General features: G+C 68.7%; 18 protein-coding genes. 10 read left to right on the top strand and 8 right to left on the bottom strand.

Annotated features, from left to right (window positions below; translation table 11 throughout):
* Window positions 1-18 precede the first annotated feature (18 nt).
* The 3 genes from DBV35_RS06695 to DBV35_RS06685 all read right to left on the bottom strand — a co-directional run bounded on the left by DBV35_RS06695 (window position 19) and on the right by DBV35_RS06685 (window position 2,329).
* Entirely contained in the window at window positions 19-813 is a 795-nt protein-coding gene (locus DBV35_RS06695; protein WP_157961611.1) for a YdcF family protein, read from the bottom strand.
* The gene (locus DBV35_RS06690; protein ID WP_205648489.1) at window positions 810-1,646 is read right to left on the bottom strand and encodes an aldo/keto reductase; all 837 of its coding nucleotides are present in this window, start codon (window positions 1,644-1,646) and stop codon (window positions 810-812) included. Before DBV35_RS06690 ends, DBV35_RS06695 begins: the two co-directional genes overlap by 4 nt.
* Before the next feature lie 77 nt (window positions 1,647-1,723).
* Window positions 1,724-2,329 carry an ATP-dependent Clp protease proteolytic subunit gene (locus tag DBV35_RS06685; protein ID WP_108659410.1) on the bottom strand — a complete coding sequence of 202 codons (606 nt, stop codon included), beginning with the start codon at window positions 2,327-2,329 and terminating at the stop codon, window positions 1,724-1,726.
* A gap of 111 nt (window positions 2,330-2,440) precedes the next feature.
* Between DBV35_RS06685 and DBV35_RS06680 the strand changes: the two genes are divergently transcribed.
* Entirely contained in the window at window positions 2,441-3,067 is a 627-nt protein-coding gene (locus DBV35_RS06680) for an inner membrane-spanning protein YciB (RefSeq protein ID WP_108659409.1), read from the top strand.
* A gap of 358 nt (window positions 3,068-3,425) precedes the next feature.
* The gene (locus DBV35_RS06675; protein ID WP_108659408.1) at window positions 3,426-4,334 is read left to right on the top strand and encodes a hypothetical protein; all 909 of its coding nucleotides are present in this window, start codon (window positions 3,426-3,428) and stop codon (window positions 4,332-4,334) included.
* A 105-nt stretch (window positions 4,335-4,439) separates the two neighbouring features.
* On the opposite strand, the gene DBV35_RS06670 is transcribed toward DBV35_RS06675, so the two are convergent.
* A complete protein-coding gene (locus tag DBV35_RS06670) occupies window positions 4,440-5,936 on the bottom strand; it encodes a CoA-acylating methylmalonate-semialdehyde dehydrogenase (protein ID WP_108659407.1) in 1,497 nt (498 codons plus the stop codon).
* 215 nt (window positions 5,937-6,151) lie between these two features.
* Here DBV35_RS06670 and DBV35_RS06665 point away from each other — a divergent pair, with 215 nt between their 5' ends.
* The 3 genes from DBV35_RS06665 (at window position 6,152) to DBV35_RS06655 (ending at window position 8,748) form a co-directional block, all read left to right on the top strand.
* Window positions 6,152-7,399 carry a Zn-dependent hydrolase gene (locus DBV35_RS06665; RefSeq protein WP_108659406.1) on the top strand — a complete coding sequence of 416 codons (1,248 nt, stop codon included), beginning with the start codon at window positions 6,152-6,154 and terminating at the stop codon, window positions 7,397-7,399.
* A gap of 84 nt (window positions 7,400-7,483) precedes the next feature.
* On the top strand, window positions 7,484-7,930 hold the full coding sequence (gene dut, locus DBV35_RS06660; protein WP_108659405.1) for a dUTP diphosphatase: 447 nt from the start codon (window positions 7,484-7,486) through the stop codon (window positions 7,928-7,930).
* A complete protein-coding gene (locus DBV35_RS06655) occupies window positions 7,927-8,748 on the top strand; it encodes a HesA/MoeB/ThiF family protein (protein WP_108659404.1) in 822 nt (273 codons plus the stop codon). The genes dut and DBV35_RS06655 overlap by 4 nt, the downstream gene beginning before the upstream one ends.
* Here the strand turns inward: DBV35_RS06655 and DBV35_RS06650 are convergent.
* The gene (locus DBV35_RS06650) at window positions 8,658-9,905 is read right to left on the bottom strand and encodes an adenylate/guanylate cyclase domain-containing protein (RefSeq protein ID WP_108659403.1); all 1,248 of its coding nucleotides are present in this window, start codon (window positions 9,903-9,905) and stop codon (window positions 8,658-8,660) included. The two genes, DBV35_RS06655 and DBV35_RS06650, sit on opposite strands and share 91 nt — an antisense overlap.
* A gap of 134 nt (window positions 9,906-10,039) precedes the next feature.
* Complete coding sequence (gene secA, locus DBV35_RS06645) at window positions 10,040-12,907, bottom strand: preprotein translocase subunit SecA (protein WP_108659402.1); 2,868 nt, start codon at window positions 12,905-12,907, stop codon at window positions 10,040-10,042.
* Window positions 12,908-12,999: 92 nt separating this feature from the next.
* Between secA and DBV35_RS30985 the strand changes: the two genes are divergently transcribed.
* The 5 genes from DBV35_RS30985 (at window position 13,000) to mdoH (ending at window position 19,281) form a co-directional block, all read left to right on the top strand.
* Complete coding sequence (locus DBV35_RS30985; protein WP_245943860.1) at window positions 13,000-13,863, top strand: peptidylprolyl isomerase; 864 nt, start codon at window positions 13,000-13,002, stop codon at window positions 13,861-13,863.
* Window positions 13,860-15,083, top strand: a complete 1,224-nt coding sequence (gene argJ, locus DBV35_RS06635; protein ID WP_108659401.1) for a bifunctional glutamate N-acetyltransferase/amino-acid acetyltransferase ArgJ — start codon at window positions 13,860-13,862, stop codon at window positions 15,081-15,083. Before DBV35_RS30985 ends, argJ begins: the two co-directional genes overlap by 4 nt.
* A 10-nt stretch (window positions 15,084-15,093) precedes the next feature.
* Window positions 15,094-15,510: a (deoxy)nucleoside triphosphate pyrophosphohydrolase gene (locus DBV35_RS06630; protein WP_108659400.1), complete on the top strand. Its 417-nt coding sequence runs from the start codon at window positions 15,094-15,096 to the stop codon at window positions 15,508-15,510.
* 121 nt (window positions 15,511-15,631) lie between these two features.
* Window positions 15,632-17,170, top strand: a complete 1,539-nt coding sequence (locus DBV35_RS06625) for an OpgD/OpgG family glucan biosynthesis protein (RefSeq protein WP_108659399.1) — start codon at window positions 15,632-15,634, stop codon at window positions 17,168-17,170.
* Between the two features lie 29 nt (window positions 17,171-17,199).
* The gene (gene mdoH, locus DBV35_RS06620) at window positions 17,200-19,281 is read left to right on the top strand and encodes a glucans biosynthesis glucosyltransferase MdoH (protein WP_157961609.1); all 2,082 of its coding nucleotides are present in this window, start codon (window positions 17,200-17,202) and stop codon (window positions 19,279-19,281) included.
* A gap of 49 nt (window positions 19,282-19,330) precedes the next feature.
* Here mdoH and DBV35_RS06615 read toward each other — a convergent pair whose 3' ends face one another.
* Together DBV35_RS06615 and DBV35_RS31270 are read right to left on the bottom strand one after the other, a co-directional pair.
* Window positions 19,331-19,957, bottom strand: coding sequence for an aminomethyltransferase family protein (locus DBV35_RS06615; RefSeq protein WP_108659397.1), 627 nt, complete (start codon window positions 19,955-19,957; stop codon window positions 19,331-19,333).
* Window positions 19,957-22,254: an FAD-dependent oxidoreductase gene (locus tag DBV35_RS31270; RefSeq protein WP_108659396.1), complete on the bottom strand. Its 2,298-nt coding sequence runs from the start codon at window positions 22,252-22,254 to the stop codon at window positions 19,957-19,959. Before DBV35_RS31270 ends, DBV35_RS06615 begins: the two co-directional genes overlap by 1 nt.
* Between the last annotated feature and the right edge of the window lie 30 nt (window positions 22,255-22,284).

Below are 22,284 nucleotides of genomic sequence, written 5' to 3'. Positions count from 1 at the left end.
GTGCCGCGCCGGCGTCCCTCACCGCGGGTCGCCCTCGAGGGCGGGCAGGAGCGCGTCCGTGCGCCCGAGCACCCGGTAGAGGATGATCGCCATATATTCGCGCGCCGCGTCGTCGACCTTCTTGAGGTTCGCGCCGACCGAGCCGCCGATGTCCTTCCAGAGCGGCCGCCCGTCGTCGAGGCTCGCGACCGGCCAGGGGATGAGGACGGGCCAGCCGGCGGTGCGGAAGGTCGCGAGCGCGCGCGGCATGTGCGACGCGCTCGTGACGAGGACGTAGCGCTCGCCGGGCTTCGGCTGCACGAGATCGTAGGAGAAACGCGCATTCTCCCAGGTGGAGGTCGACTGGGATTCCACCACGAAGCGCTTGGTGTCGATGCCGAGTTCGCGCAGCTTGGCGGCGGCGAGCTCCGCCCCCGACGGCCCGTCCGGCCGCACGCGCCCGTCGGTCAGGATGATCCTCGCGTCCGGAAAGCGCACGGCGAGCCCGGCCCCCTCGGTGAAGCGGGAGCCGTTCTCGTTGAGGACCACGTGGTGCTGTGCGGCCGAGCGCTCCGGCATCACGTAGCCGCCGAGGATGATGATCCCGTCGGGCGGTTCCACGATCCCGGCGAAGGGGATGCGGCTTTCGAGAGGAAGGAGCGCGGCGCGGCCGACCGGCAGGATGCCGAGCGCCGCATAGAGGCCGATCGCGATGCCGAGCAGGGTGAGCCCGGCGCGGCGGTGGCGCAGCGCCACCGCGAAGCCGACGAGGAAGAGGATGAGGAGCGTGTTCGACGGCTGGAGCGCGGCGAACAGAAGCTCCGCGCCGCTCACGCGGCGGCCGTGTCCCACTCCGGCGCGAAGGCCGGGCTGATGACGCGGCCCTCAGGGCTCGCGAGCGCGTCGATCGCCGCACGGTCCTCGGCCGAAAGGGTGAGGCTCTCCGCCTTGAGGTTCTCGGCGAGACGCTCGGGCGAGCCGCTCTTCGGGATGGCGAGCACGCTGTCCTGGCCGATGAGCCAGGCGAGCGTGACGACAGCCGGGGTGACGCCCAGCTTCTCGGCGATCCCGGCGATCACCGGATTGTCGAGCACGCGGCCGCGGGCGAGCGGGCAGTAGGCCGTCAGCCCCATGCCGTGCTTGCGCAGCGCGTTCAGCACCTTCGTCTGGTCGAGGAAGGGGTGATACTCGACCTGGTTGACGGCGAGCGGCACCGTGGCGGCGGCGACCGCCTCCTCGATGAGCTTCACCGGGAAGTTCGAGATGCCGACGAGGCGCGTGAGGCCGCGCTCCTGGAGGCGGCAGATCGCGCGCACCGCATCCGCGACGGGCACGTCCGGGCTCGGCCAGTGGATGAGGTAGAGGTCCAGCCGGTCGAAGCCGAGCCGCTCGAGCGAGGCTTCGGCAGCGGCCGTCATCATCGTGTCCTCGAGATGGTCGTGCCAGACCTTCGAGGTCAGGAAGACCTCGTCGCGCGGGAGGCCGGAGGCGCGGATGCCCTCGCCCACCGCGTGCTCGTTCTGATAGCGCTCGGCGGTGTCGACGTGCCGATAGCCGGCCTGGAGGCCGGACGACACCGCGCGAATGCAGGCCTCGTCATGGAGCTCGAAGGTGCCAATGCCGAGCTTCGGAATCGAAACACCGGCCACGTCGAAGGTTGCCGCCACGCGATCATCCTCTCTCTGGTCAACATTCTGGGGCCCGCGCGGCGCCGGGTCGGACGCCGCGCCGGCCAACGGCGCTGTTAGGAAAGGTCCGTCGCGCGCGACACGACCTTGCCGACGAGACCATAGGCGACGGCCTCCTCGGCCCCCATCCAATAGTCGCGATCGGTGTCCTTCTCGATCCGCTCGATCGGCTGGCCGGTCGCCTTGGCGAAAAGGATGTTGAGACGCTCGCGCATCTTCAGGATCTCACGCGCCTGGATCTCGATGTCCGAGGCCGCGCCGCCGGCGCCACCGGACGGTTGGTGAAGCAGGAAGCGCGTGTTGGGTGTGCAGTAGCGCTGCTCCTTCGGCACGGAGATGTAGATCAGCGCACCGGCCGAAGCGACCCAGCCCATGCCGAGGATGTTCACCTTCGGGCTGATCATTCCGATCGTGTCGTGGATCATGTCGCCCGATTCCACGTGCCCGCCCGGCGAGGAGACGATCACGGTGATCGGGTCGTTGGAGACATGCGCGAGAGCAAGCAGGCGCTGGCAGACGTCGCGGGCGAGATCCATGGAGATCTGGCCGACGATCATGACCTGCCGGGCCTCGAAGAGGTGCTTGTCGACCGGAATCGACTGCTGCGACTTCAGCTTCTCGTCTTCTTCGTCTTCGTCGTCAAAACGGGGGAGAATCGGCATCGCGTCCTGTCCTAGTCCTGAGGTCGCTATCTATGAAGGTGTGGCACGAAACGCAAACGGGATCCTCCTGCGCGCCCGCACGTTCCGTCCCTGTCGCGAGAGGGATGGGTCATGGCAAGCGCCTTGGAGCAGGTGAACACGCGCAAGCTGTTCGAGCGGTTCGCGATCGAGATGGGGCCCGCCCTCGTCTTCGTGTTGGCATTGGTGATCGTGGGGCTCAACCCGGCAACCGTGCTTTTCGTCGTCGCGACGGGCATCGCGGCGGGCTATTCCTGGTATGAGAAACGGCACTTCCCCTACATTCCGGCCGGCATGTTGCTGATGACGGCGGTCTTCGGCGGGCTGACCATCGTCCTCGACAATGCCTCCTATATCCAGTTTCGCGCCACCCTGGTGAACGCGGGCGGCGCGCTGGCGATCACCATCGGCCTGATGAGCGGACACCTCGTCCTCAAGAAGGCCCTGCAAGATGGGTTCCGCCTGACGGACGCGGCCTGGTGGACCCTGTCGATCCGCATGGCGCTCTATCTCGCTGTGATGGCCACCCTCAACGAAATCATCCGCCGGGCATTCTCGACCGAGATCTGGGCCTGGTTCAAGGCCGGGTCGCCGCTTCTCAATGTCGCCTTCCTGGCGGCGAACTGGCCGCTCATCCGCGCCCACCTCCAGCCGGAAAGCGGGGCGGACGCGAGAGGCGGAAAGCCGAATGCCAAAAAACTTTCGGGATCTTTCGCGTAGCCGGAATCGACTGCACGGATACGTAAAGCACCATTGATTTAAATCAAATCAACTGTGGAATTCCCTTTGATGCCATGACGTATAGGGATCGCCTTTTATCGGAAGGAGATCTCTATCGTTAAAGTAAACCGGTTTTCTTTGAAAGAGGCGTCACTGTTTATCGGTTTTGCGTCACCGAAAACAATCGTATTCGCGGATTGAGAAGCATAGTGCAGAGCGTTGCGAAAAGTTGTTGCACTTTTAGGCACGCGCGGCGTTAAATACGCCTAGATTGTAATTTTCTCCGCGTCTAACGGCTCAGGAAACCGGGCATGGCGCGGCGTCTAACCTCGTGCCAGCTATGATTTCATCCCAGGTTGTGACGGACACTCAGGCCGATGTCATCTGCGAACTGTATGATGGCATTTTTGATCCTCTCGCGTGGGATCGGTCGATCAGCACCATCGCGCAGACCATCCCCGAGCTCCGTCCGACGCTCGCGATCGAGCGGTGGCACCCGGCGCGCAACGTCATCGTGCGCTACGCCAACATCGATCACCAGTTGATCCACGACTACATGACCGAATATTCGGCCATGAACGCCTTCCGCGTCGCGACCGAACGCGCCAAGCCCCACGATGTCTTCCTGACGACGGACCACGTCCCCCAGGAGGAGCTGGTCAAGACCGCCTTCTGGGCCGATTTCCTGACGAAGCTCGACGATGTGCGCGCCGTCTCGGGCAGCTTCCTCGCCCGTTCGCAGAGCCATTTCGCCTGCCTCGCCTTCCACTATGCCTACAAGGAACAGAATTTCAGCATTCCGCCGGGGATGCAGCTCCACCGCGCCATCGCTCCCCACGCACGCCGTGCTTTCCAGCTCGCGATCCGCGGGGCGGTCGTCATGGACCATCAGCGGATCGAGGGGGCGCTGCTCAATCTGGAGATCCCGGCGGTGGTGTTCGACCCGGACGGCAAGATCATCCGCACCAACACGGCGGCGGAGGCGATGCTGGCGACGAGCACCGCGATGCGGCTCGGCGCGGGCGGGACGGTGACCTCAGCCTGCCAGGCGAGCGCCAGCGCAATCGAGGCAGCGATCCTCGCCACCCTGCGCGAGCGCCGCACCACGACGATCGACCTCATCGGCAGCGACGGTAAATCGATCCAGGCCCACTTCCTGCCGATGCAGCGGCGGGAGGTGACGAACGAGCTCGTCACCGAGTTCATCGACAATTACGAGCCGGCCGCCGTCATGTACCTCTCCGGCCCCGGCGCGGAGCGCCGCTGAGCCCACAAAGCCGCGGGGCGCCGCTGAGCCGGCACAGGCGCGGAGCGGCGCCGGCGCCGCCCCGCAATGGGCGGCCCGCCGGAGCAGGCCGCCGGATGCCTAGGCTCAGCGCATCACCGGCATCACGAACTCGGCCCCTTCCTTCACGCCGCCCGGCCAGCGCGTCGTGACCGTCTTGGTGCGGGTGTAGAAGCGGATCGAGTCCGGGCCGTGCTGGTTGAGGTCGCCGAAGCCGGACCGCTTCCAGCCGCCGAACGTGTGGTAGGCGAGCGGCACGGGGATCGGCACGTTGACGCCGACCATGCCGACCTCGACGCGGGAGACGAAGTCGCGCGCGGTGTCGCCGTCGCGCGTGAAGATCGCGACGCCGTTGCCGTACTCGTGCTCGGTCGGCAGGCGCACCGCCTCCGCATAGTCCTTCGCGCGCACGACCGAGAGGACCGGGCCGAAGATCTCTTCCTTGTAGATCGCCATCTCCGGGGTGACGTGGTCGAAGAGGCAGCCACCCATGTAGAAGCCGTTCTCGTAGCCCTGCATCTTGAAGCCGCGCCCGTCGACGACGAGCTCGGCCCCCTCCTCCACGCCGCGGTCGACATAGCGGCGCACGCGGTCGAGGGCGGCGCGCGTCACGAGCGGGCCGAAATCGGCGTCCGCATCGTGCGAGGGGCCGATCTTCAGCGCCTCCACCTTCGGGACGAGCTTCTCCATCAGCGCGTCGGCGGCCTTGTCGCCGACGGGGACCGCGACGGAGACGGCCATGCAGCGCTCACCGGCCGAGCCGTAGCCCGCGCCGATCAGCGCGTTCGCGGCCTGCTCCATGTCGGCGTCCGGCATCACGATCATGTGGTTCTTCGCGCCGCCGAAGCACTGGACGCGCTTCCCGTGCGCGGCCGCCGTCGAATAGACATATTGCGCGATGTCGGACGAGCCGACGAAGCCGACCGCCATGATGCGCGGGTCGGTGAGGATCGTGTCGACCGCCACCTTGTCGCCGTGGACGACGTTGAGGATGCCGGCCGGCAGGCCCGCCTCGATCATCAGCTCTGCGAGGCGCACCGGCACGGACGGGTCGCGCTCGGACGGCTTCAGCACGAAGGCGTTGCCGCACGCGATTGCCGGGCAGAACTTCCACATCGGGATCATGGCGGGGAAGTTGAAAGGGGTGATGCCCGCGACGACGCCGAGCGGCTGGCGCATCGAATACATGTCGATGCCGGGGCCGGCGCTCTCGGAGAACTCGCCCTTCATGAGGTGGGGGATGCCGATCGCGAACTCGGCGACCTCGAGGCCGCGCTGGATGTCGCCCTTGGCGTCCGGCACAGTCTTGCCGTGCTCGGCGGCGAGAAGCTCGGCGAGCTCGTCCATGTTCTCGTTGAGGAGAGCGACGAAGCGCATCATCACGCGCGCGCGGCGCTGCGGGTTGGTCGCCGCCCAGGCCGGCTGGGCCTCCGCCGCGTTGGCGATGGCGGCGCGGACCTCGTCCGCCGAGGCGAGCGGGACGCGGGCCTGAACCTCACCCGTCGCGGGACGGAAGACGTCCGCTTCACGGCCCGAAGCGCCCGCCACCACCTTGCCGCCGATAAAGTGTCCGATCTGGCGCATACCGCCCTCCATCTACCGTTTCTGTCTCACTACAAGCGTTTGGGCGCGCGACGGAAGAGGCACGGCGCCACCCTGCCATTCACCCCGTGCAAAAGCGCCGCTCCCAATGTGGGCCGCGCGGCGCGCGTTGAGAAGACGGGCGCGCCTGCCCAGCCTTTGCGCTTTTCGCGACCGCCTCCTCGCGCGTAGTCTGCGGGCGGAATTTCGGAGGCGGCATGGCGACCAATCTGCAAATCGACAAGGAACGGCTGTGGTCCAGCCTGATGGAGACGGCCAAGATCGGCGGGACGGCGAAGGGCGGGATCCGCCGCCTGACCCTCTCCGACGAGGACAAAGAGGTGCGTGACTGGTTCAAGGCCGCCTGCGAGGCGGAGGGCCTCACGGTCGCGATCGACGCGCTCGGCAACATGTTCGCGACGCGCCCCGGCACGGACCCCGACGCCGCCCCCATCGCCTTCGGCTCCCACCTCGACACCCAGCCCGCCGGCGGCAAGTTCGACGGGATTCTCGGCGTCCTCGCCGGGCTCGAGGCGATCCGCACCATGAACGCGGCCGGCTACCAGACCCGCGCCCCCATCACGCTGATCAACTGGACGAACGAGGAAGGTGCCCGCTTCGCCCCGGCGATGATGTGCTCCGGCGTCTTCTCCGGCGAGATCCCCATGGAGCAGGCCCTCGCCACGAAGGACAATGATGGCCGCGTCTTCGGCGAGGAGCTGGAGCGGATCGGCTATCGCGGCCCGGAGACCGTCGGCGCGCGCAGCTTCGCCGCCTTCGTGGAGCTTCACATCGAGCAGGGGCCGATCCTGGAGGCGGAGGAGAAGACCATCGGCATCGTGACCGACGGCCAGGGCATCCTCTGGTTCGACGGCACCATCGTCGGCCAGGACTGCCATGCCGGCACGACGCCGATGCCGATGCGGCGCGACGCGCTCGTGGCGCTCGCCGAGATGATCCTCGCGATCGAGGCGATCGCGCTCGATCACGCGCCCTCCGGCCACGCGACCGTCGGCGAGGTGTTCGCCCTCCCCGGCTCGCGCAACACGATCCCCGGCACGACCCACTTCAAGGCCGACTTCCGCCACCCGGACCGGGACGCCCTCACCCACATGGAGGAGGACCTCCACGCCCGCGTCGCCGCGATCGCGCAGAAGCGCAACGTCACGATCGACATCCGCCGCGTCTGGCGCAAGGACCCGATCGCCTTCGACCCGATGGTGGTCGAGGCCGTCGCGGCGTCCGCGCAGAAGAACGGCTTCAGCGCGCGCCGCATCATCTCCGGCGCCGGGCACGACGCCTTCTTCATGGCCTCCACCTGCCCGACCGGGATGATCTTCGTCCCCTGCGCGGGCGGCATCAGCCACAACGAGGAAGAGAGCGCCACCGAGGATGATTGCGGCGCGGGCGCCCAGGTCCTCCTCGACACGATCCTGCGCCTCGACGAGGCGCTCTCCGGCGCCTGACGCGATGGCTGCGCCGGGCCCCGCGCCCGCCGCCCGGTGCAGCCCCGTTTCCCATCCGGCGCAAAGGGTTCTAGAGACGCACCCATGATCGACGTCGCCATCAAGACCCTTCCCCACGGGGACGGCCTCACCCCGGCCTACGCGACCGACGGCGCCGCGGGGCTCGACCTCGCCGCGGCCATCGACGCCGCCTCCCCCCTCACCCTCGCCCCCTGGCAGCGGATGATGGTGCCGACCGGCATCGCGCTCGCCCTTCCGGCCGGGTACGAGGCGCAGATCCGCCCCCGCTCCGGCCTTGCCGCACGCAACGGGGTGACGGTGCTGAACACCCCCGGCACCATCGACGCCGACTATCGCGGCGAGGTGAAAGTGATCCTCGTGAACCTCTCCGACGAGCCGTTCGTGATCGAGCGCGGCGCCCGCATCGCGCAGATGGTGATCGCCCCCGTCACCCGCGCGAACCTCATCCCCGCCGAGACGCTCGACGACACGGCGCGCGGCAGCGGCGGCTTCGGGTCCACCGGCCGATGAGCTTCTCCAGCGAGGAGGTGGAGCGCTACGCCCGCCATCTCGTCCTCAACGAGGTCGGCGGGCCGGGCCAGGCGAAGCTGAAAGCCGCGCGTGTGCTGGTGATCGGCGCCGGCGGGCTCGGCACCCCGGTGATCCAATATCTCGCCGCGGCCGGGGTCGGCACGCTCATCGTCGTCGACGAGGATGTCGTCTCGCTCTCGAACCTCCAGCGGCAGATCCTCTACGGCACCGGCGATGTGGGCGCGCCGAAGGTCGCGCGGGCCGCGGACGCCGTCGCCCGCCTCAACCCCCACGTCACGGTCATCACCCACCAGGCGCGCCTTACGGAGGCGAACGCCGCCGCGCTTCTCGCCGACTGCGACATCGCGGTCGACGGCACGGACAACGCTGCGACGCGCTACATCCTCTCCGACGCCGCCTATCACGCGCGCGTCCCCCTCGTCAGCGGCGCTGTGACGGGGTTCGACGGGCATGTGACGACACTTGCCCCCCACCTCACCGGGGCGGACGGGCTGCCGCTCCCGACCTATCGCTGCCTCTTTCCCGAGCCGCCGCCCGATCCGCTCGTCGATTCGTGCGTCGCGAACGGCATCCTCGGCGTCGTGACCGGCATCATCGGCACGCTGGAGGCGAACGAGGTCTTGAAGCTGATCCTCGGGATCGGCGCGCCGCTCTACGGGCAGCTTCTCCTCTTCGACGCGCGCCTCACACGCTTCGAGACGATCGCCTATGCCTGGGACGAGGCCAATCCGCTGACCGGCACGAACCGCTGCTCGGCGAACACTTCCAGCGGGGCGGAGACGCCGTCGAGCGCGTAGCGGCCGCAGCTTCGCCAGCGCGCGGGGTCCGTCGCCGCGATCGGCGCGGTGACCAGAAGCGGCACGTGGAGCGTCTTCGTCAGCCGCTCGATGCGGGTGATGCGGTTCACGGTGGAGCCGATCACCGAGAAGGTGAGCCGCGTCGGGATGCCGATATTGCCGTACATCACCGTGCCGACATCGATCGCGATCCCGGCGACGTCCGAGATGTCGGCCCGCCCCGGAAGGTCCGCCCGCCGCCGCTCCAGGAAGGCGGCGAGCGAGGTCTCGACCTCCGCCGTCGCCGCCACGGCGCGCGCGACCTCGTCCTCCCCCTTCGGGAAGATCGCGAGCACCGCGTCGCCGACGAAATCGAGCACCTCGCCGCCGGCGTCCGCCACGGGTCCCGCGGTCGCGGCGAAATAGTCGTTCAGGAAGTCGACATAGCGCTCCATGCCGAGCGTCTCGCAGAGCGCCGTGGAGCCGCGGAGGTCACAATACCAGATCACCCCGTCGACGACCGCGCCGTCCCCGCGCCGGATCGCCCCGCCGAGGACGCTGCGCCCGGCGGTGGAGGCGAGATAGGTCGTCACCACCTGCTCGGCCGCCTCGCGCTGCATCTGCGTGCGCGCGGCGAGCGCCAGCATGAATTTCAGCCGCTGGAAGAGCGCGATCTCCGCGTCCGTGAAGCCGTTCGGCGCATCGGAGGAGGTCCCGAGGATGATCCCCGCGCCCGGCATGTCGAGCTCCTCGCCCATCCCGAAGCCGACGAGCATCAGCACATAGTCCGTGATCCCGATCTCGGCGAACTCGTCGAGGACGGGGAAGTCGCGCGGCGCCTCGGTCTCGCACAGGCGCCGGCGGAAGAAGGAGATGTCGTGGTCGATGACGTATTTCAGTGGGGACAGCAAATAGGATTGCGGCCGCCCGCTCGGGTCGTGGCGGAAGCGCTCGATCGCCATCGGCTCGCCGGAGAGCCACACGATATTCTGGCTGAAATAGATCGGGTCGAGGAGGCGCCAGGCGATGCTGGCGCGCTTTAGCGAGACGCCGCCCGCGCGGACCCGCTCGCAGAACTCGCTGAAAACCGCGTCGAATGAGCGGTCGGACAGCGCGCTGAGCGCGAGGAATTCTTCAAGCTCGGGGATGAGGGTCGGATTGGTCGCGAGTGCATTCATGCTATCGCCCGTGTCCGCCCTTGCCGACGATCTCGGTTCCGAACCGTCACCGGGAGGCGGGTCGCCGCCCGGTCTCGCGCAAATTTGCCCGGCCCGGCCGCCGCGTCAACGGCGACCGGCCGGGAGGCACCCGATCAGGCCGAGCGGCCGTGGCAGTGCTTGTACTTCTTGCCTGAGCCGCAGGGGCAAGCCTCGTTGCGGCTCACCTTGCCCCACGTCTTCGGGTCGTTCGGGTCGCGCTGGCCATTGGCCGAGGCGCGCGCCTGCGCGGGCGCGGCCGCCGTGCGCGTGTCCGGCGCGAGCGCCACGTCGCCGTCTTCGTCGACAGGCTCGGGGCGGGACTCGGTGTAGTCGGCCGCGTCGAACTCGTCCTCGCCGGTCATCGGGTCGATGTGGTGGCCCTGGAACTCCTCGTCGGAGGGCTCGGCCGGGCGCTGCGGCGCGTTCGGCGCGATCTGGATCTCGATCCGCATCAGCTGCGCCGTCACCGCCATGCGCAGTTCCTGCAGCATGGCATCGAACAGCTCGAACGCCTCGGTCTTGTACTCGTTCAGCGGGTCGCGCTGGGCGTAGCCGCGGAAGCCGATGACCGACCGCAGATGGTCGAGCGCGGCGATGTGCTCGCGCCAGAGGTGATCGAGCGTCTGCAGGAGGACGGACTTCTCGACCTGGCGCCACATGTCGGAGCCGTACTTGGCCACCTTGCGCGCCGCCGCCTCGTCGCCCGACTTCTTTAGGCGCTCGCGGATCTCCTCGTCGGCGATCCCCTCCTCGTGCGCCCAGTCGACGACCGGGACGTCGAGCGCGAGGACGCGCTGCACCTCGTCATGCAGGCCCTTGGTGTCCCACTGCTCGGGATAGGCCTTCTCCGGGATGTGCTTGGCGACGATCGTGTCGACGACGTCGTGGCGCATCTCGTTGATCGTGTCGCGGACGCTCTCGTCCTGCATCAGGTCGCGACGCTGCTCGAAGATCACCTTGCGCTGATCGTTCATCACGTCGTCGTACTTGAGGACGTTCTTGCGCTGGTCGAAGTTGCGCGCCTCGACCTTCTGCTGCGCCTTGGCGAGCGCGCGGTTGATCCAGGGATGGACGATCGCCTCGCCCTCCTCGAGGCCGAGCCGCTGGAGCATGCCGTCCATCCGCTCGGAGCCGAAGATGCGCATCAGATCGTCCTGGAGGGACAGGTAGAAGCGCGAGCGGCCGGGGTCGCCCTGACGGCCGGAACGGCCGCGGAGCTGGTTGTCGATGCGCCGGCTCTCGTGCCGCTCGGTCGCGATGACGAAGAGACCGCCGGCGGCGAGCGCCTTCTCCTTCAGCTCCGCGACGCGGGCGGTGATCTCCGCCTCCTTCTTCGCGCGCTCCGGATCGTCCCCCTCGCCGACCGGGCCGAGCTCCTCGGCGATCAGCATCTCGGCGTTGCCGCCGAGCTGGATGTCGGTGCCGCGGCCGGCCATGTTGGTCGCGATGGTGATCGCGCCGGGGACACCCGCCTGGGCGATGATCTTCGCTTCCTGCTCGTGATAGCGCGCGTTGAGGACCTGGAAGGCGGGCTTGCCGCCCTTGCCGGTCTCGCCGATGCGCACCGCCGCACCCGGCGCGGTCACGTCGCGCTGGCGGAAGCCGTCCTTCTTCAGCCGCTCGGCGAGCTGCTCGGACTTCTCGATCGAAGTGGTGCCGACGAGGATCGGCTGGTTGCGGGCGTGCGCCTCGCGGATGATCTCCAGGATCGCCGCGTACTTCTCGTCCTGCGTGCGGTAGACCTGATCGTCCTCGTCGACGCGGGCGACCGACACGTTGGTCGGGATCGAGACGACCTCAAGCCCGTAGATGTCCATGAACTCTTCCGCCTCGGTCTCGGCGGTGCCCGTCATGCCGGCGAGCTTGTCGTACATGCGGAAATAGTTCTGGAAGGTGATGGAGGCGACCGTCTGGTTCTCCGGCTGGATCGGCTGCTTTTCCTTCGCCTCCAGCGCCTGGTGCAGGCCCTCGCCATAGCGGCGGCCCGGCATCATGCGGCCGGTGAACTCGTCGATGATGATCACCTCGCCATTCTTGACGATGTAATCACGGTCGCGCTGGAACAGCTTGTGCGCCTTCAGCGCCTGCTGGAGGTGGTGGACGACCGAGACGTTCTCGACGTCGTAGAGCGAGTCGCCCTTCATGAGGTTCGCTTCGCGCAGCACGACCTCGAGCTTCTCGTTGCCGACCTCGGTGAAGTGCGCGGTGCGCATCTTCTCGTCGACCTCATAATCCTCCGGCACGAGGTTCGGCACGAAGGTGTCGATCGTGTTGTAGAACTCGGACCGGTCCTCGAGGGGGCCGGAGATGATCAGCGGCGTGCGCGCCTCGTCGACCAGGATCGAGTCCACCTCGTCGACGATCGCGAACGCGTGCTCGCGCTGCGTCATCGCGCGGATATCGTATTTCAGATTGTCGCGCAGATAGTCGAAGCCGAACTCGTTGTTCGTGCCGTAGGTGATGTCGGCACCGTAGGCGGCGCGGCGCTCCTGGTCGGTCTTGCCGTGCACGATGATGCCGGTCTCGAGGCCGAGGAAGCCGTAGATCCGCCCCATCCAGCCCGCGTCGCGGTGGGCGAGATAGTCGTTCACGGTGACGACGTGGACGCCGCGGCCCGAGAGCGCGTTGAGGTAGACCGGGAGCGTCGCGACGAGGGTCTTGCCCTCGCCGGTCTTCATTTCGGCGATCCCGCCCTCATGGAGGACCATGCCACCAATGAGCTGGACGTCGAAATGACGCTGGCCGAGGACACGCTTTGCCGCCTCGCGGACGGTGGCGAAAGCGGGGACGAGAAGATCGTCCAGCGTCGCACCTGCGGCGAGCTTGTCCTTGAACTCCTGCGTTTTTGCCCTCAGCTCAGCGTCGGATAGACGCTGGAATTCGGGTTCCGCGGCGTTGATCGCATCAACGCGGCTGCGGTAGCCCTTCAGCCGGCGGTCGTTCGCCGAGCCAAAAAGGCGTTTGGTCAAGGTGCCGAGCATCCAATGTCCTTCGTCGAAGCGGGCGGCGCGCGGCAACGAAACCAGCGCGGGGCGGCGAAAATGCTGTCTAGCGCGCGCGATCCGACATATGTTTGGCCGGAGGGCATGTCAAACAAGCGCTCCTCGGCCCACCCAAAGGGACCTTACCCATGTTTAAGCGTATTCTCGGAACTGTGGCCATTGCCGCAGGCTTTGCCACGACTCCGGTCATGGCGCAGGATGACCAAGTGCTCGCCACCGTCAATGGTGCACCGATCACGGCATCCGATTTTGCGATCGCCACCCAGACGCTTGGCGACTCGCTGAACAACGTCCCCGAAGGCCAGCGCGACGAAATGGTCCTCAATCTCCTCATCGACATGGAGATCCTCGCCACCGCCGCCGAGAAGGACGGCTTCGCCGACGATCCGGTGTTCAAGCAGCGGATGGATTATCTGCGCGCCCAGGCGCTGCGCGAAATCTACATGGAGCGCAAGATCGGCGACGCGGTGAGCGACGAGGCCGTGAAGGCCCGCTATGACGAGGAAGTCGCCAAGCTCGGCCCGCAGGAGGAGGTGAGCGCCCGCCACATCCTCGTGGAGGACGAGGACACCGCCAAGAAGCTCATCGAGGAGCTGAACAACGGCGCCGACTTCGCCAAGCTCGCCGAGGAGAACAGCACCGACCCCGGCTCCAAGACGCGCGGCGGCGCGCTCGGATTTTTCCGCGCGGGTCAGATGGTCCCGGCCTTTGAAGAGGCCGCTTTCGCCCTAGAACCCGGTCAGATGACCGAGGCGCCCGTGCAGTCCCGCTTCGGTTGGCACATTATCAAGGTCGAAGAGAAGCGCCCGATCGCGGTGCCCACCTTCGAGGAGGTCGCCGACCAGATCCGCCAGGTGCTGATCCGCGAGGCCTACGTCTCCGAACTCGACAAGCTCAAGCAAACCGCCACGATCGAACGCGCGACACAAGAATGAAGCTTTCACCTTTCGCCCCCACCACGACCGACGAGCCGCCCGTCATCGGCGGCGTCCGCATCGCCACGGCGATGGCCGGCATCAAGACCAAGGGGCGAACGGACGTGCTCCTTATGGCGTTCGATGAAGGCACCAGCGTTGCTGGTGTCTTCACGACGTCGCGCTGCCCGTCGGCCCCTGTCGACTGGTGCAAGGCCAATCTCGGCGCCGGCATCGCCCGCGCCCTCCTCGTCAACTCGGGCAACGCCAACGCCTTCACCGGCATGAAGGGGCGCGCCTCGACCCGCCGCTCGGCCGAGCTCGCGGGCGAAGGGCTCTCCATCGCGCCCGAATCCGTGATGCTCGCCTCTACCGGCGTCATCGGCGAGCCGCTCTCGGCCGACAAGTTCGGCGCCGTGATGGGCGACCTCGTCGGCTCGCTGAAGAGCGAGGGCTGGGCCGCCGCCGCCAAGGCGATCATGACGACCGACACCTTCCCGAAGGTCGCGACGCGCACCGTCACGCTCGACGGCAGCTCGGTCACGATCAACGGGATCGCCAAGGGCGCCGGCATGATCGCCCCCAACATGGCGACGATGCTCTCCTTCATCGCGACGGACGCGAAGATGCCGGCCTCCGTGCTTCAGCAGGCGCTGAGCGCGGCCGTCGACAAGAGCTTCAACAAGATCACGATCGATTCCGACACGTCGACGTCGGACACGGTCCTCGCCTTCGCGACCGGCGCGAGCGGCGTCGCGATCACCGACCTCTCCGCCCCCGACGGGGCCGCCTTCGCCGAAGCGCTCGCGAGCCTCGCCCTGGAGCTCGCCCACCTCGTCGCGAAGGATGGCGAGGGGCTCACCAAGTTCGTGGCGGTCAATGTGGAGGGCGCCGAGAGCGACGCTTCCGCCGCCAAGATCGCCCGCTCCATCGCCGACTCGCCGCTCGTGAAGACGGCGATCGCCGGCGAGGACGCGAACTGGGGCCGCGTGGTGATGGCCGTCGGGAAGGCGGGCGAGCCGGCCGACCGTGACAAGCTTGCCATCTGGTTCGGCGACGTGCGCGTCGCACTCGACGGGGAGCGCGACCCGGAGTATTCGGAAGCGGCAGCGTCTGCGGTCATGCGCCAGCCCGAGATTTCCATTCGCGTGGACCTCGGCCTCGGCGACGGGCGGGACACTGTGTGGACCTGCGACCTAACCAAGGAATATGTCGCCATCAACGGCGACTACCGCACCTGAAAGCCCGCCGATGCGGCTCCTTCTCGTCGTCGCCGCCGCCTTGATCGACAAGGGCGGCCGCATCCTGATCACGCAGAGGCCGGCCGGGAAGGCCATGGCCGGCCTTTGGGAATTTCCGGGCGGGAAGGTCGAGGCGGACGAAACGCCGGAAGCCGCCCTCATCCGCGAGCTGCGCGAAGAGATCGGCGTCGAGGTTCCCCTCGACGCCCTCGTCCCCATGACCTTCGCGAGCCACACCTACGACACATTCCACCTCCTGATGCCCCTTTATGAGGTGCGGACCTGGGCGGGCACGCCGGTCGCGCGGGAGGTTGCAGACCTGCAATTCGTCGCACCGGAAAAGCTGAGCGATTTTGCGATGCCGGCCGCCGATGGGCCCCTCGTCGCTGCAATTCAGCAACGGTTCACGCATGCCCCCTTCCCGTAGCTGTGCACTGCATCATAACCCTGCCATGGACGGGAACCGGGATGCCATTCGCGCGTCATGGAACTGACCCATTCCGTTTCTAGGACCACGAGAGAGCGACTGAAGATGAGGAGAAGGCCGGATGCCCGTTGACCGACGGCACCTCTTCAAGGGTGCAGCTGCCGGCGCTTGCGTCGCAGCGATCGGTTCATCGCCTCTCGCGCTTGCGACGCTGGCTCAGGCCCAAGCCTTTGGGGAGACCGTTCCCTTCTCGCGCGACAAGATGATCGTCGCGGCAAGGGCTCTCGCCGCCAAGCCCTTCGTCGACCGCCGGGAGGAGATCCCAGAGGCGCTGCGCACGATGGACCACCAGGCCTACGCCGCGATGCGCGCGAGCGACCCATGGCCCGTGCCCCTCTCCTCCGAGAACCGCTTCTTCTTCGAGGCGCTGCTCGCCGGCTTCGTGTTCAACCAGCCGGTGGATCTGTGGCTCGTGACCGGCGACCAGGCGCAGCGCGTCCTCTTCGACCGCTCGACCTTCACCTTCAATCCGCCGGCCGACGAGATCGCGCCGGAGGAGAACATCCCCTTCTCCGGCTTCCGCCTCAGCACCCACATCAACAGCCCGGACAAGCTCGACGAGTTCGCCGTCTTCCAGGGTGCGAGCTATTTTCGCGCCGTCGGGGCCGCCGAAAATTACGGCCTGTCGGCCCGCGGCCTCGCGATCGACACCGGCCAGCCGACCGGCGAGGAGTTCCCCGTCTTCCGCTCCTTCTGGATCGAGCGGCCGCAGGAGGGGGCCAAGGCGGTCGTGGTCAACGCGATCCTGGATTCGCCCTCAACCACAGGGGCTTATCGCATCACGGTGCGACCAGGTGACGCAACTGTCACGGACGTCGAACTGACATTATTTCCACGTCGGGACATCACGACCATCGGCTTCGCGCCGTTCTCGTCGATGTTCCTCTTCGGCTCCGTGAACCGGAGCGACTTCGACGACTACCGCAACGCGGTCCACGATTCCGACGGCCTGTCCATCTACACGGGCGCCGGGGAATGGCTGTGGCGCCCGCTGAGCAATCCGTCCCGCCTCCAGGTGTCGGCCTTCGTGGACACGACGCCCCGCGGTTTCGGCCTCGTTCAGCGCAAGCGCAAATACCGCGACTATGAGGACGTCGGCGCCCGGTTCGAGCTGCGGCCCACAGCCTGGGTCGAGCCGATCGGCGACTGGCAGTCCGGCGCGGTGGTCCTGTTCGAGATCCCGAGCCGTCGCGAATATAATGATAATATCGTCGTCTACTGGCAGCCGAACGCGCCAGTGAAGGCCGGCGAACCGTTCGAATTGACGTATCGCATCCACTGGAATGCCGACGCCCCTACGGTCGCGTCCGGCCCGAGGGTGATAAATACGCGCATCGGGCGGAACGAATTCGACACTCGGGAACTCTTTGTTATCGACTACGCGATGCGAGGGCACTCAGTTGATGATGTCGAAGTGAGCGTCCAGTCCTCGGCGGGCAAGATCGTCAACCTGGCGAGCTACCCGACCCCGGATCAGGACACCCTCCGCGTAAGCTTCGAGCTCGATCCCGACGGCGAAAGCCTGATCGAACTAAGGGTTCAACTCAAAGTGGCTGACGATCAGCCAGCGGAGCAGTGGCTCTATCGATGGACAACGTAACGTTTACTCCTCCCCCGTCGCCCATGCTCATGCCCGAGCAGAATCTCGACTGGGCAGGGCATCTTCCATCGGCCCATCTCGCTGGCTTCGGCTGGCCCGGCTGGCGCACCGCCGCCGCCAGGACGACCGTCGCTGTCATCACCCTCGCCGTGACCATCTTCGCGGTGGGCGAGATGTACGCGGCGGCGAGCGTCGGCGGCATGGCGAGCCTCGAGTGGCTGCTCATCGCCGTCTTCGCGGTCACGACCCTGTGGATCGGCTTCAGCGCCGGCACCGCCATCGCGGGCGCCTTCTTCGCCCGGCGGCACCCGCGGCGCCTTCGCGGCGCGCGCCCGCAGGCCGAGGGCGGCCTCACCGCGCTGGTGATGCCCGTCTATAACGAGGACCCGCGCGAGGTGTTCAGCGCCCTCGCCGCGATGGTCGACGACCTGCCGAAGGCGGTTCGCCCGCATTTCGAGGTCTTCATCCTGTCCGACACCACGAACGCCGAGACGTGGATCGCCGAGGAGCAGGCGCTCACCAACCTGCGCCGCCTCGCCGGCGGCACGCGCGTCTGGTATCGCCGCCGCCGTCACAACACGCACCGCAAGGCCGGCAACGTCGCCGATTTCGTGCGGCGCTGGGGCGGCCGCTACGCGCACATGGTCGTGCTCGACGCCGACAGCCTGATGACCGGCAAGTGCCTCGCGGACCTGCGCCAGGCGATGATAGACGACCCGCGCTCCGGAATCATCCAGACCTCGCCGATGCTGATCGGTGCGACGACCCCGTTCGCGCGCGCCCAGCAGTTCGCGAACACCGTCACGGGGCCGATCGTGTCGGAAGGCGTCTCCGCCTGGCAGGGCGAGGACGGCAATTATTGGGGCCACAACGCCATCATCCGCATGGAGGCGTTCGCGAGCGCGGCGGGCCTGCCCCAGCTCCCCGGCAAGCCCCCCTTCGGCGGCACGATCCTCAGCCACGACTTCGTCGAGGCGGCGCTCATCCGCCGCGCCGGCTGGAACGTGACGCTGCGCAACGACATCTCGGGCTCCTACGAAGGCGCGCCGACGGATCTCTTCGGCATCATCACGCGTGACCGGCGCTGGGCGCAGGGCAACCTCCAGCACGGCCGCATCGTCGGCGCGGCGGGCCTGCGCGCGACGAGCCGTGTCCACTTCCTGATCGGCATCTTCGCCTACCTGATGAGCCCAATCTGGCTCCTCCTGATCCTCGTCGGCATGGCGCTCGCCGTGCAGGCGACGTTCATCCGCCCCGAATATTTCCCGAACGGCTTCGCCCTCTTCCCGACCTGGCCGGCCTTCGACGTCGAACGGCTGATCCAGCTCTTCGTCCTCTCCGTGGTCATCCTCCTCCTGCCGAAGGCGATGGGCCTCGTGCGGGCGATGATGCACGGGCCGACGCGGCGGGCGGCGGGCGGCTCCGGCTTCCTGATGGCGGGCGCCCTCCTCGAACTCGTCATCTCGACGCTGATCGCGCCGATCATGATGCTCGCGCAGACGCAGATCGTGTTCTCGATCCTGCTCGGCCGGGCCGTCGGGTGGACCCCGCAGGCGCGCCAGGGGTCGAGTGTGCCGTGGGCGATCGTGGCGCGCTACCACATGATGCACGTCATCGTCGGCGTGGGTCTCGCGGCGATCGCGCTCTTCCACTCGCCCGAGCTCGCGGCCTGGATGTCGCCGACCCTCGTCGCGCTCATCCTCGCGGTTCCGATCTCCAAGGCGGCCGGTTCCCCGTGGCTCGGCCGCAAGCTGCGCCGCGCCTACCTGATGATCACCCCGCAGGAATCCGAGCCGCCGGAGATCGTGCGCACCGCGAACCGCCTCGCGCACTATTTCCCGGCGAAGCTGCCGGGCAACGCGCTGATCACGCTCGCCGACGATCAGGACCTCTTCTGGGCCCACCGCCTCTCGCTGGAGCCCGGCGAGCGCGGCCGGGGCAAGTTCGACGCGGCGACGGCCCTCGCCACCGCCAAGCTCGGCGAGGCGGAGAGCCTTGAGGAGCTTGCCGACTGGCTGGAGCCGCAGGAGCGGCTGAGCCTCCTGTCGGACACGACGCTCCTCGATCGCGCGCTGGCGCTGCGCAACAAGAAGAAGATCCAGGCCGCCTGATTCCGGCGGCACCGACACGAAAAGCCCCGCCCGACCGGCGGGGCTTTTTTCATGCCCGCGCGAGGCCGCCGTCGTTCGCCATCTGCCGTTCGGGGAGCGCGAGGGCCGGAAGGCCGAGCACGTGCCCGGCCCGCGCGAGGTGCGCCGCCACGAAGAGCGCGCGCGAGGCCGGGACGTAGATCTCGCACCCGTCCTCCTGCCGCCACAGCGTCGCCGGGACGCGCGCGAGCGGCGCGGCCGCAACATCGCCGGGCCGGAAGGCGCGCAGGTCGAGCGTCGAGACGCGCGACAGCACCGGCTCCACTGTCCCCGACAGGATCAGCGTCGCCGTCGCGTGCGTCACGTCGACGAGCTGGTGCTCCGTCGCCGCCAGCGCGGAGGCGATCTCCGCCGCGATCGCATCGGCGTGGCCGATCGCGGCCTTGATGAGGTAGCGCTCCCCCGCCGCGAGGACGGCGAGCGTGTTCCCCCGGATCGGCCCGTGCGCGGGCTCTTCCACATGGGCGACGCCCATGCGCGGCAGCATGACACCGATCGCCTGCGTCACCGCCGCGCGCTCCGCCTCGCCGACACGCAGGAGGAGAAGGCTCGACGGCGGCCCCTCCTCGAGGCCGAGCGTGCGGTCCGCGTTGTGGAGGCTCAGCCCGCCGAGCGGCGCGTTCCAGGCGAGGTGCATCAGGCGTCGACCTCCATGAGGCGCGGCGAGACCACCTGCACCTTGATCGGCCGCCCCGCCGCGCGCGCGACGCTGAGGGTCGACCCGGCAAGCGTGCGTCCCCCCTCGACGAGGGCGAGCGCGACGCGCCGCTTCAGGATCGGCGAGGGGCAGCTCGCGACGACGATGCCGACGGGCGCACCCGCGCGCCCCGTCACCCGGTCGCCGATCGCGGGCGCATGGCGTCCCTGCGGCAGTAGGCCGACGAGGGCGCGCGCCGCGCCGTTCGCCGCCGGCATCGGCGCATAGCCCGCCCCGATCTCGCTCGGGTCGATCACCATGCCGGGCGGAATGTCGAAGAGCCCGTCCTCCACGCGCAGGATGCGCATCGCCTCGGCGCCGAAGACGGTGGCGCCGATCTCCTCGGCCTCCTCCACCATCCGCTCCCACACCGTGGCGCCGAAGCGCGCAGGCAGCACGATCTCGACCCCGCTCCGCCCCACGACCGCGCCGCGCGCGAGACGCACCGCGCCGCCATCGAAGCGCAGCCACGCGACGGTCTGCCGCGCGAGATGGGGCACCGGCTCGCGCACGATCCGGGCAAGGAGGCGGTCATGGTCGGGCCCGCAGAGGGCAACGGCGAAGACGGTGTCGGAGAGGTCGGCGACGGCGACGCCTTCCTCCGCGCCGAGCCGGTCCATCAGGCCCGTCTCGCCCGGCGGGCAGGCGATCTCGAACTGGTCCGGCCCCATCGCGAGGACGCGCACGGGGGCGGCGAGCCGGCCCGCCTCGTCGACGGCGAAGGTGTTGATGACGGCGCCGGTGGCAAGGTTGGTGGCGTCGGCGAGCGTCCAGCGGTCGAGGCAGGCGGCGGCCGCCCCGCCCTTCAGCTCGAACCGCTCGCCGGCGGAGATGTCCGAGATGCCGCCGATCTCGCGCACGATCGTGGCTTCGCGCAGCGCCGCCACCTCGGCCCGCTCCCCCGCGCGCGGATAGGCGGACGGGACGAGCCAGTCGCCCGCCCGCTCGAAGATGGCGCGGCGGCGGTGCCAGTCGTCCGCGGGGCCGATGCGGAAGGGCGTCGCGAGCGCCCCCGTGAACGGCCCCTCCGCGACCCCCACCGGCACGGGCGCCGAGAGAGCCGGGACCGGCTCGGCGAGAAGCGTGGGGCCTTCGGAGTCGGGAAGGCAGGCCATCGCCCGCGCCTCGGCCATGAAGCCGATCGCACCGGCGGCCTCCGCCCCCACCTCCGCACCGGAGGAGAGCGCAGCGCCGACGCTTGCCGCCCCCGCCGCCGCCCCGGCAAGCCGCCAGGGCGTGGCGCCGGGCGCCGCATAGGGCGCGGCAGGCGCGTCGATGACCACAAGGTCGCGCTCGCGCCCGCCGCGCGCCGTCCCGGCGAGCGCGGCGTCTTCGATGAGATTGATCTCGACCCCCGCCGCGCGCAGCGCCTCGGCGGCGTCTCGCCCCACCGGGCCGGCGGCGACGACGGAGGCCCGCGCGCCGGGGGCGAGGCCGTAGCGGCGGGTGGCGGCGAGCGCCGCGCGCGCCGTCATCACGCCGGGGATCTCCGCCGCCGCGTCCGGGAGGATGTCGGCGGCGCCGGTCGCCAGGATGCGCTCGGCGGCGTGGACGCGGATGAGGTCGCCCCCGCTCCCCGCGCGGCGGTAGAGGGTGAGGGTCTCGCCGTCATCCTCGACCGCGAGGGTCGCGGTGAGAATGACGGCGTCGAGCTGGTCGAGCGCGGAGCGGATGCGGGTGAGGAGTTCGTCGGCAGGCCGCCCATCCACCAGCGTCTCCGGCGGGAGGGTGCGCAGCGCGCCGCCGATCTCGGGGCTCGCCTCGGCAAGGACGACGCGCGCGCCCGCCCGCGCCGCCGTCAGCGCTGCGGCGAGCCCGGCCGCACCCGCGCCAAGGACGACGATGTCGGCATGGAGGGTGACGTGGTCGGAGGGCTCCGGCGCCGGCGGGGCAACCACCGGAGCAGGCTTCGGCGCACGGCCGAAGAGGCGGGCGAACCAGTTGCGCCGCGTCACGAGGCGCGGCGAGGCCGGACGGTCCTGCGTGAGGCGGATCCCGGCGACGAGCGGCACGTCGACCTGGAGGGGGAGACCGTCCGCATAGAGGAGCGCACCGGGGGCGTCGGGTCCGAGGAGGGAGACGCCCGCGATCTCGGCGATGCCGTTCGCGAGGAGCGCGGAGGCGATGGTGTCGCCCGCAAGGCCCGAGAGCGGCCGGCCTTCGAGCGTGAACGCGATCGGATGCTGCCGATCGATGTCCGCCCCGCCTGTCGCCGCGCGCGCGCTCGTCACGCTCATCTCAACGCCGTCACGGCGACCGTGCTCCCA

This window comes from Acuticoccus kandeliae (assembly GCF_003073115.1).
Note: the sequence above shows the minus strand (reverse complement) of the source record. Positions and strands in the feature narration are given on the sequence as shown.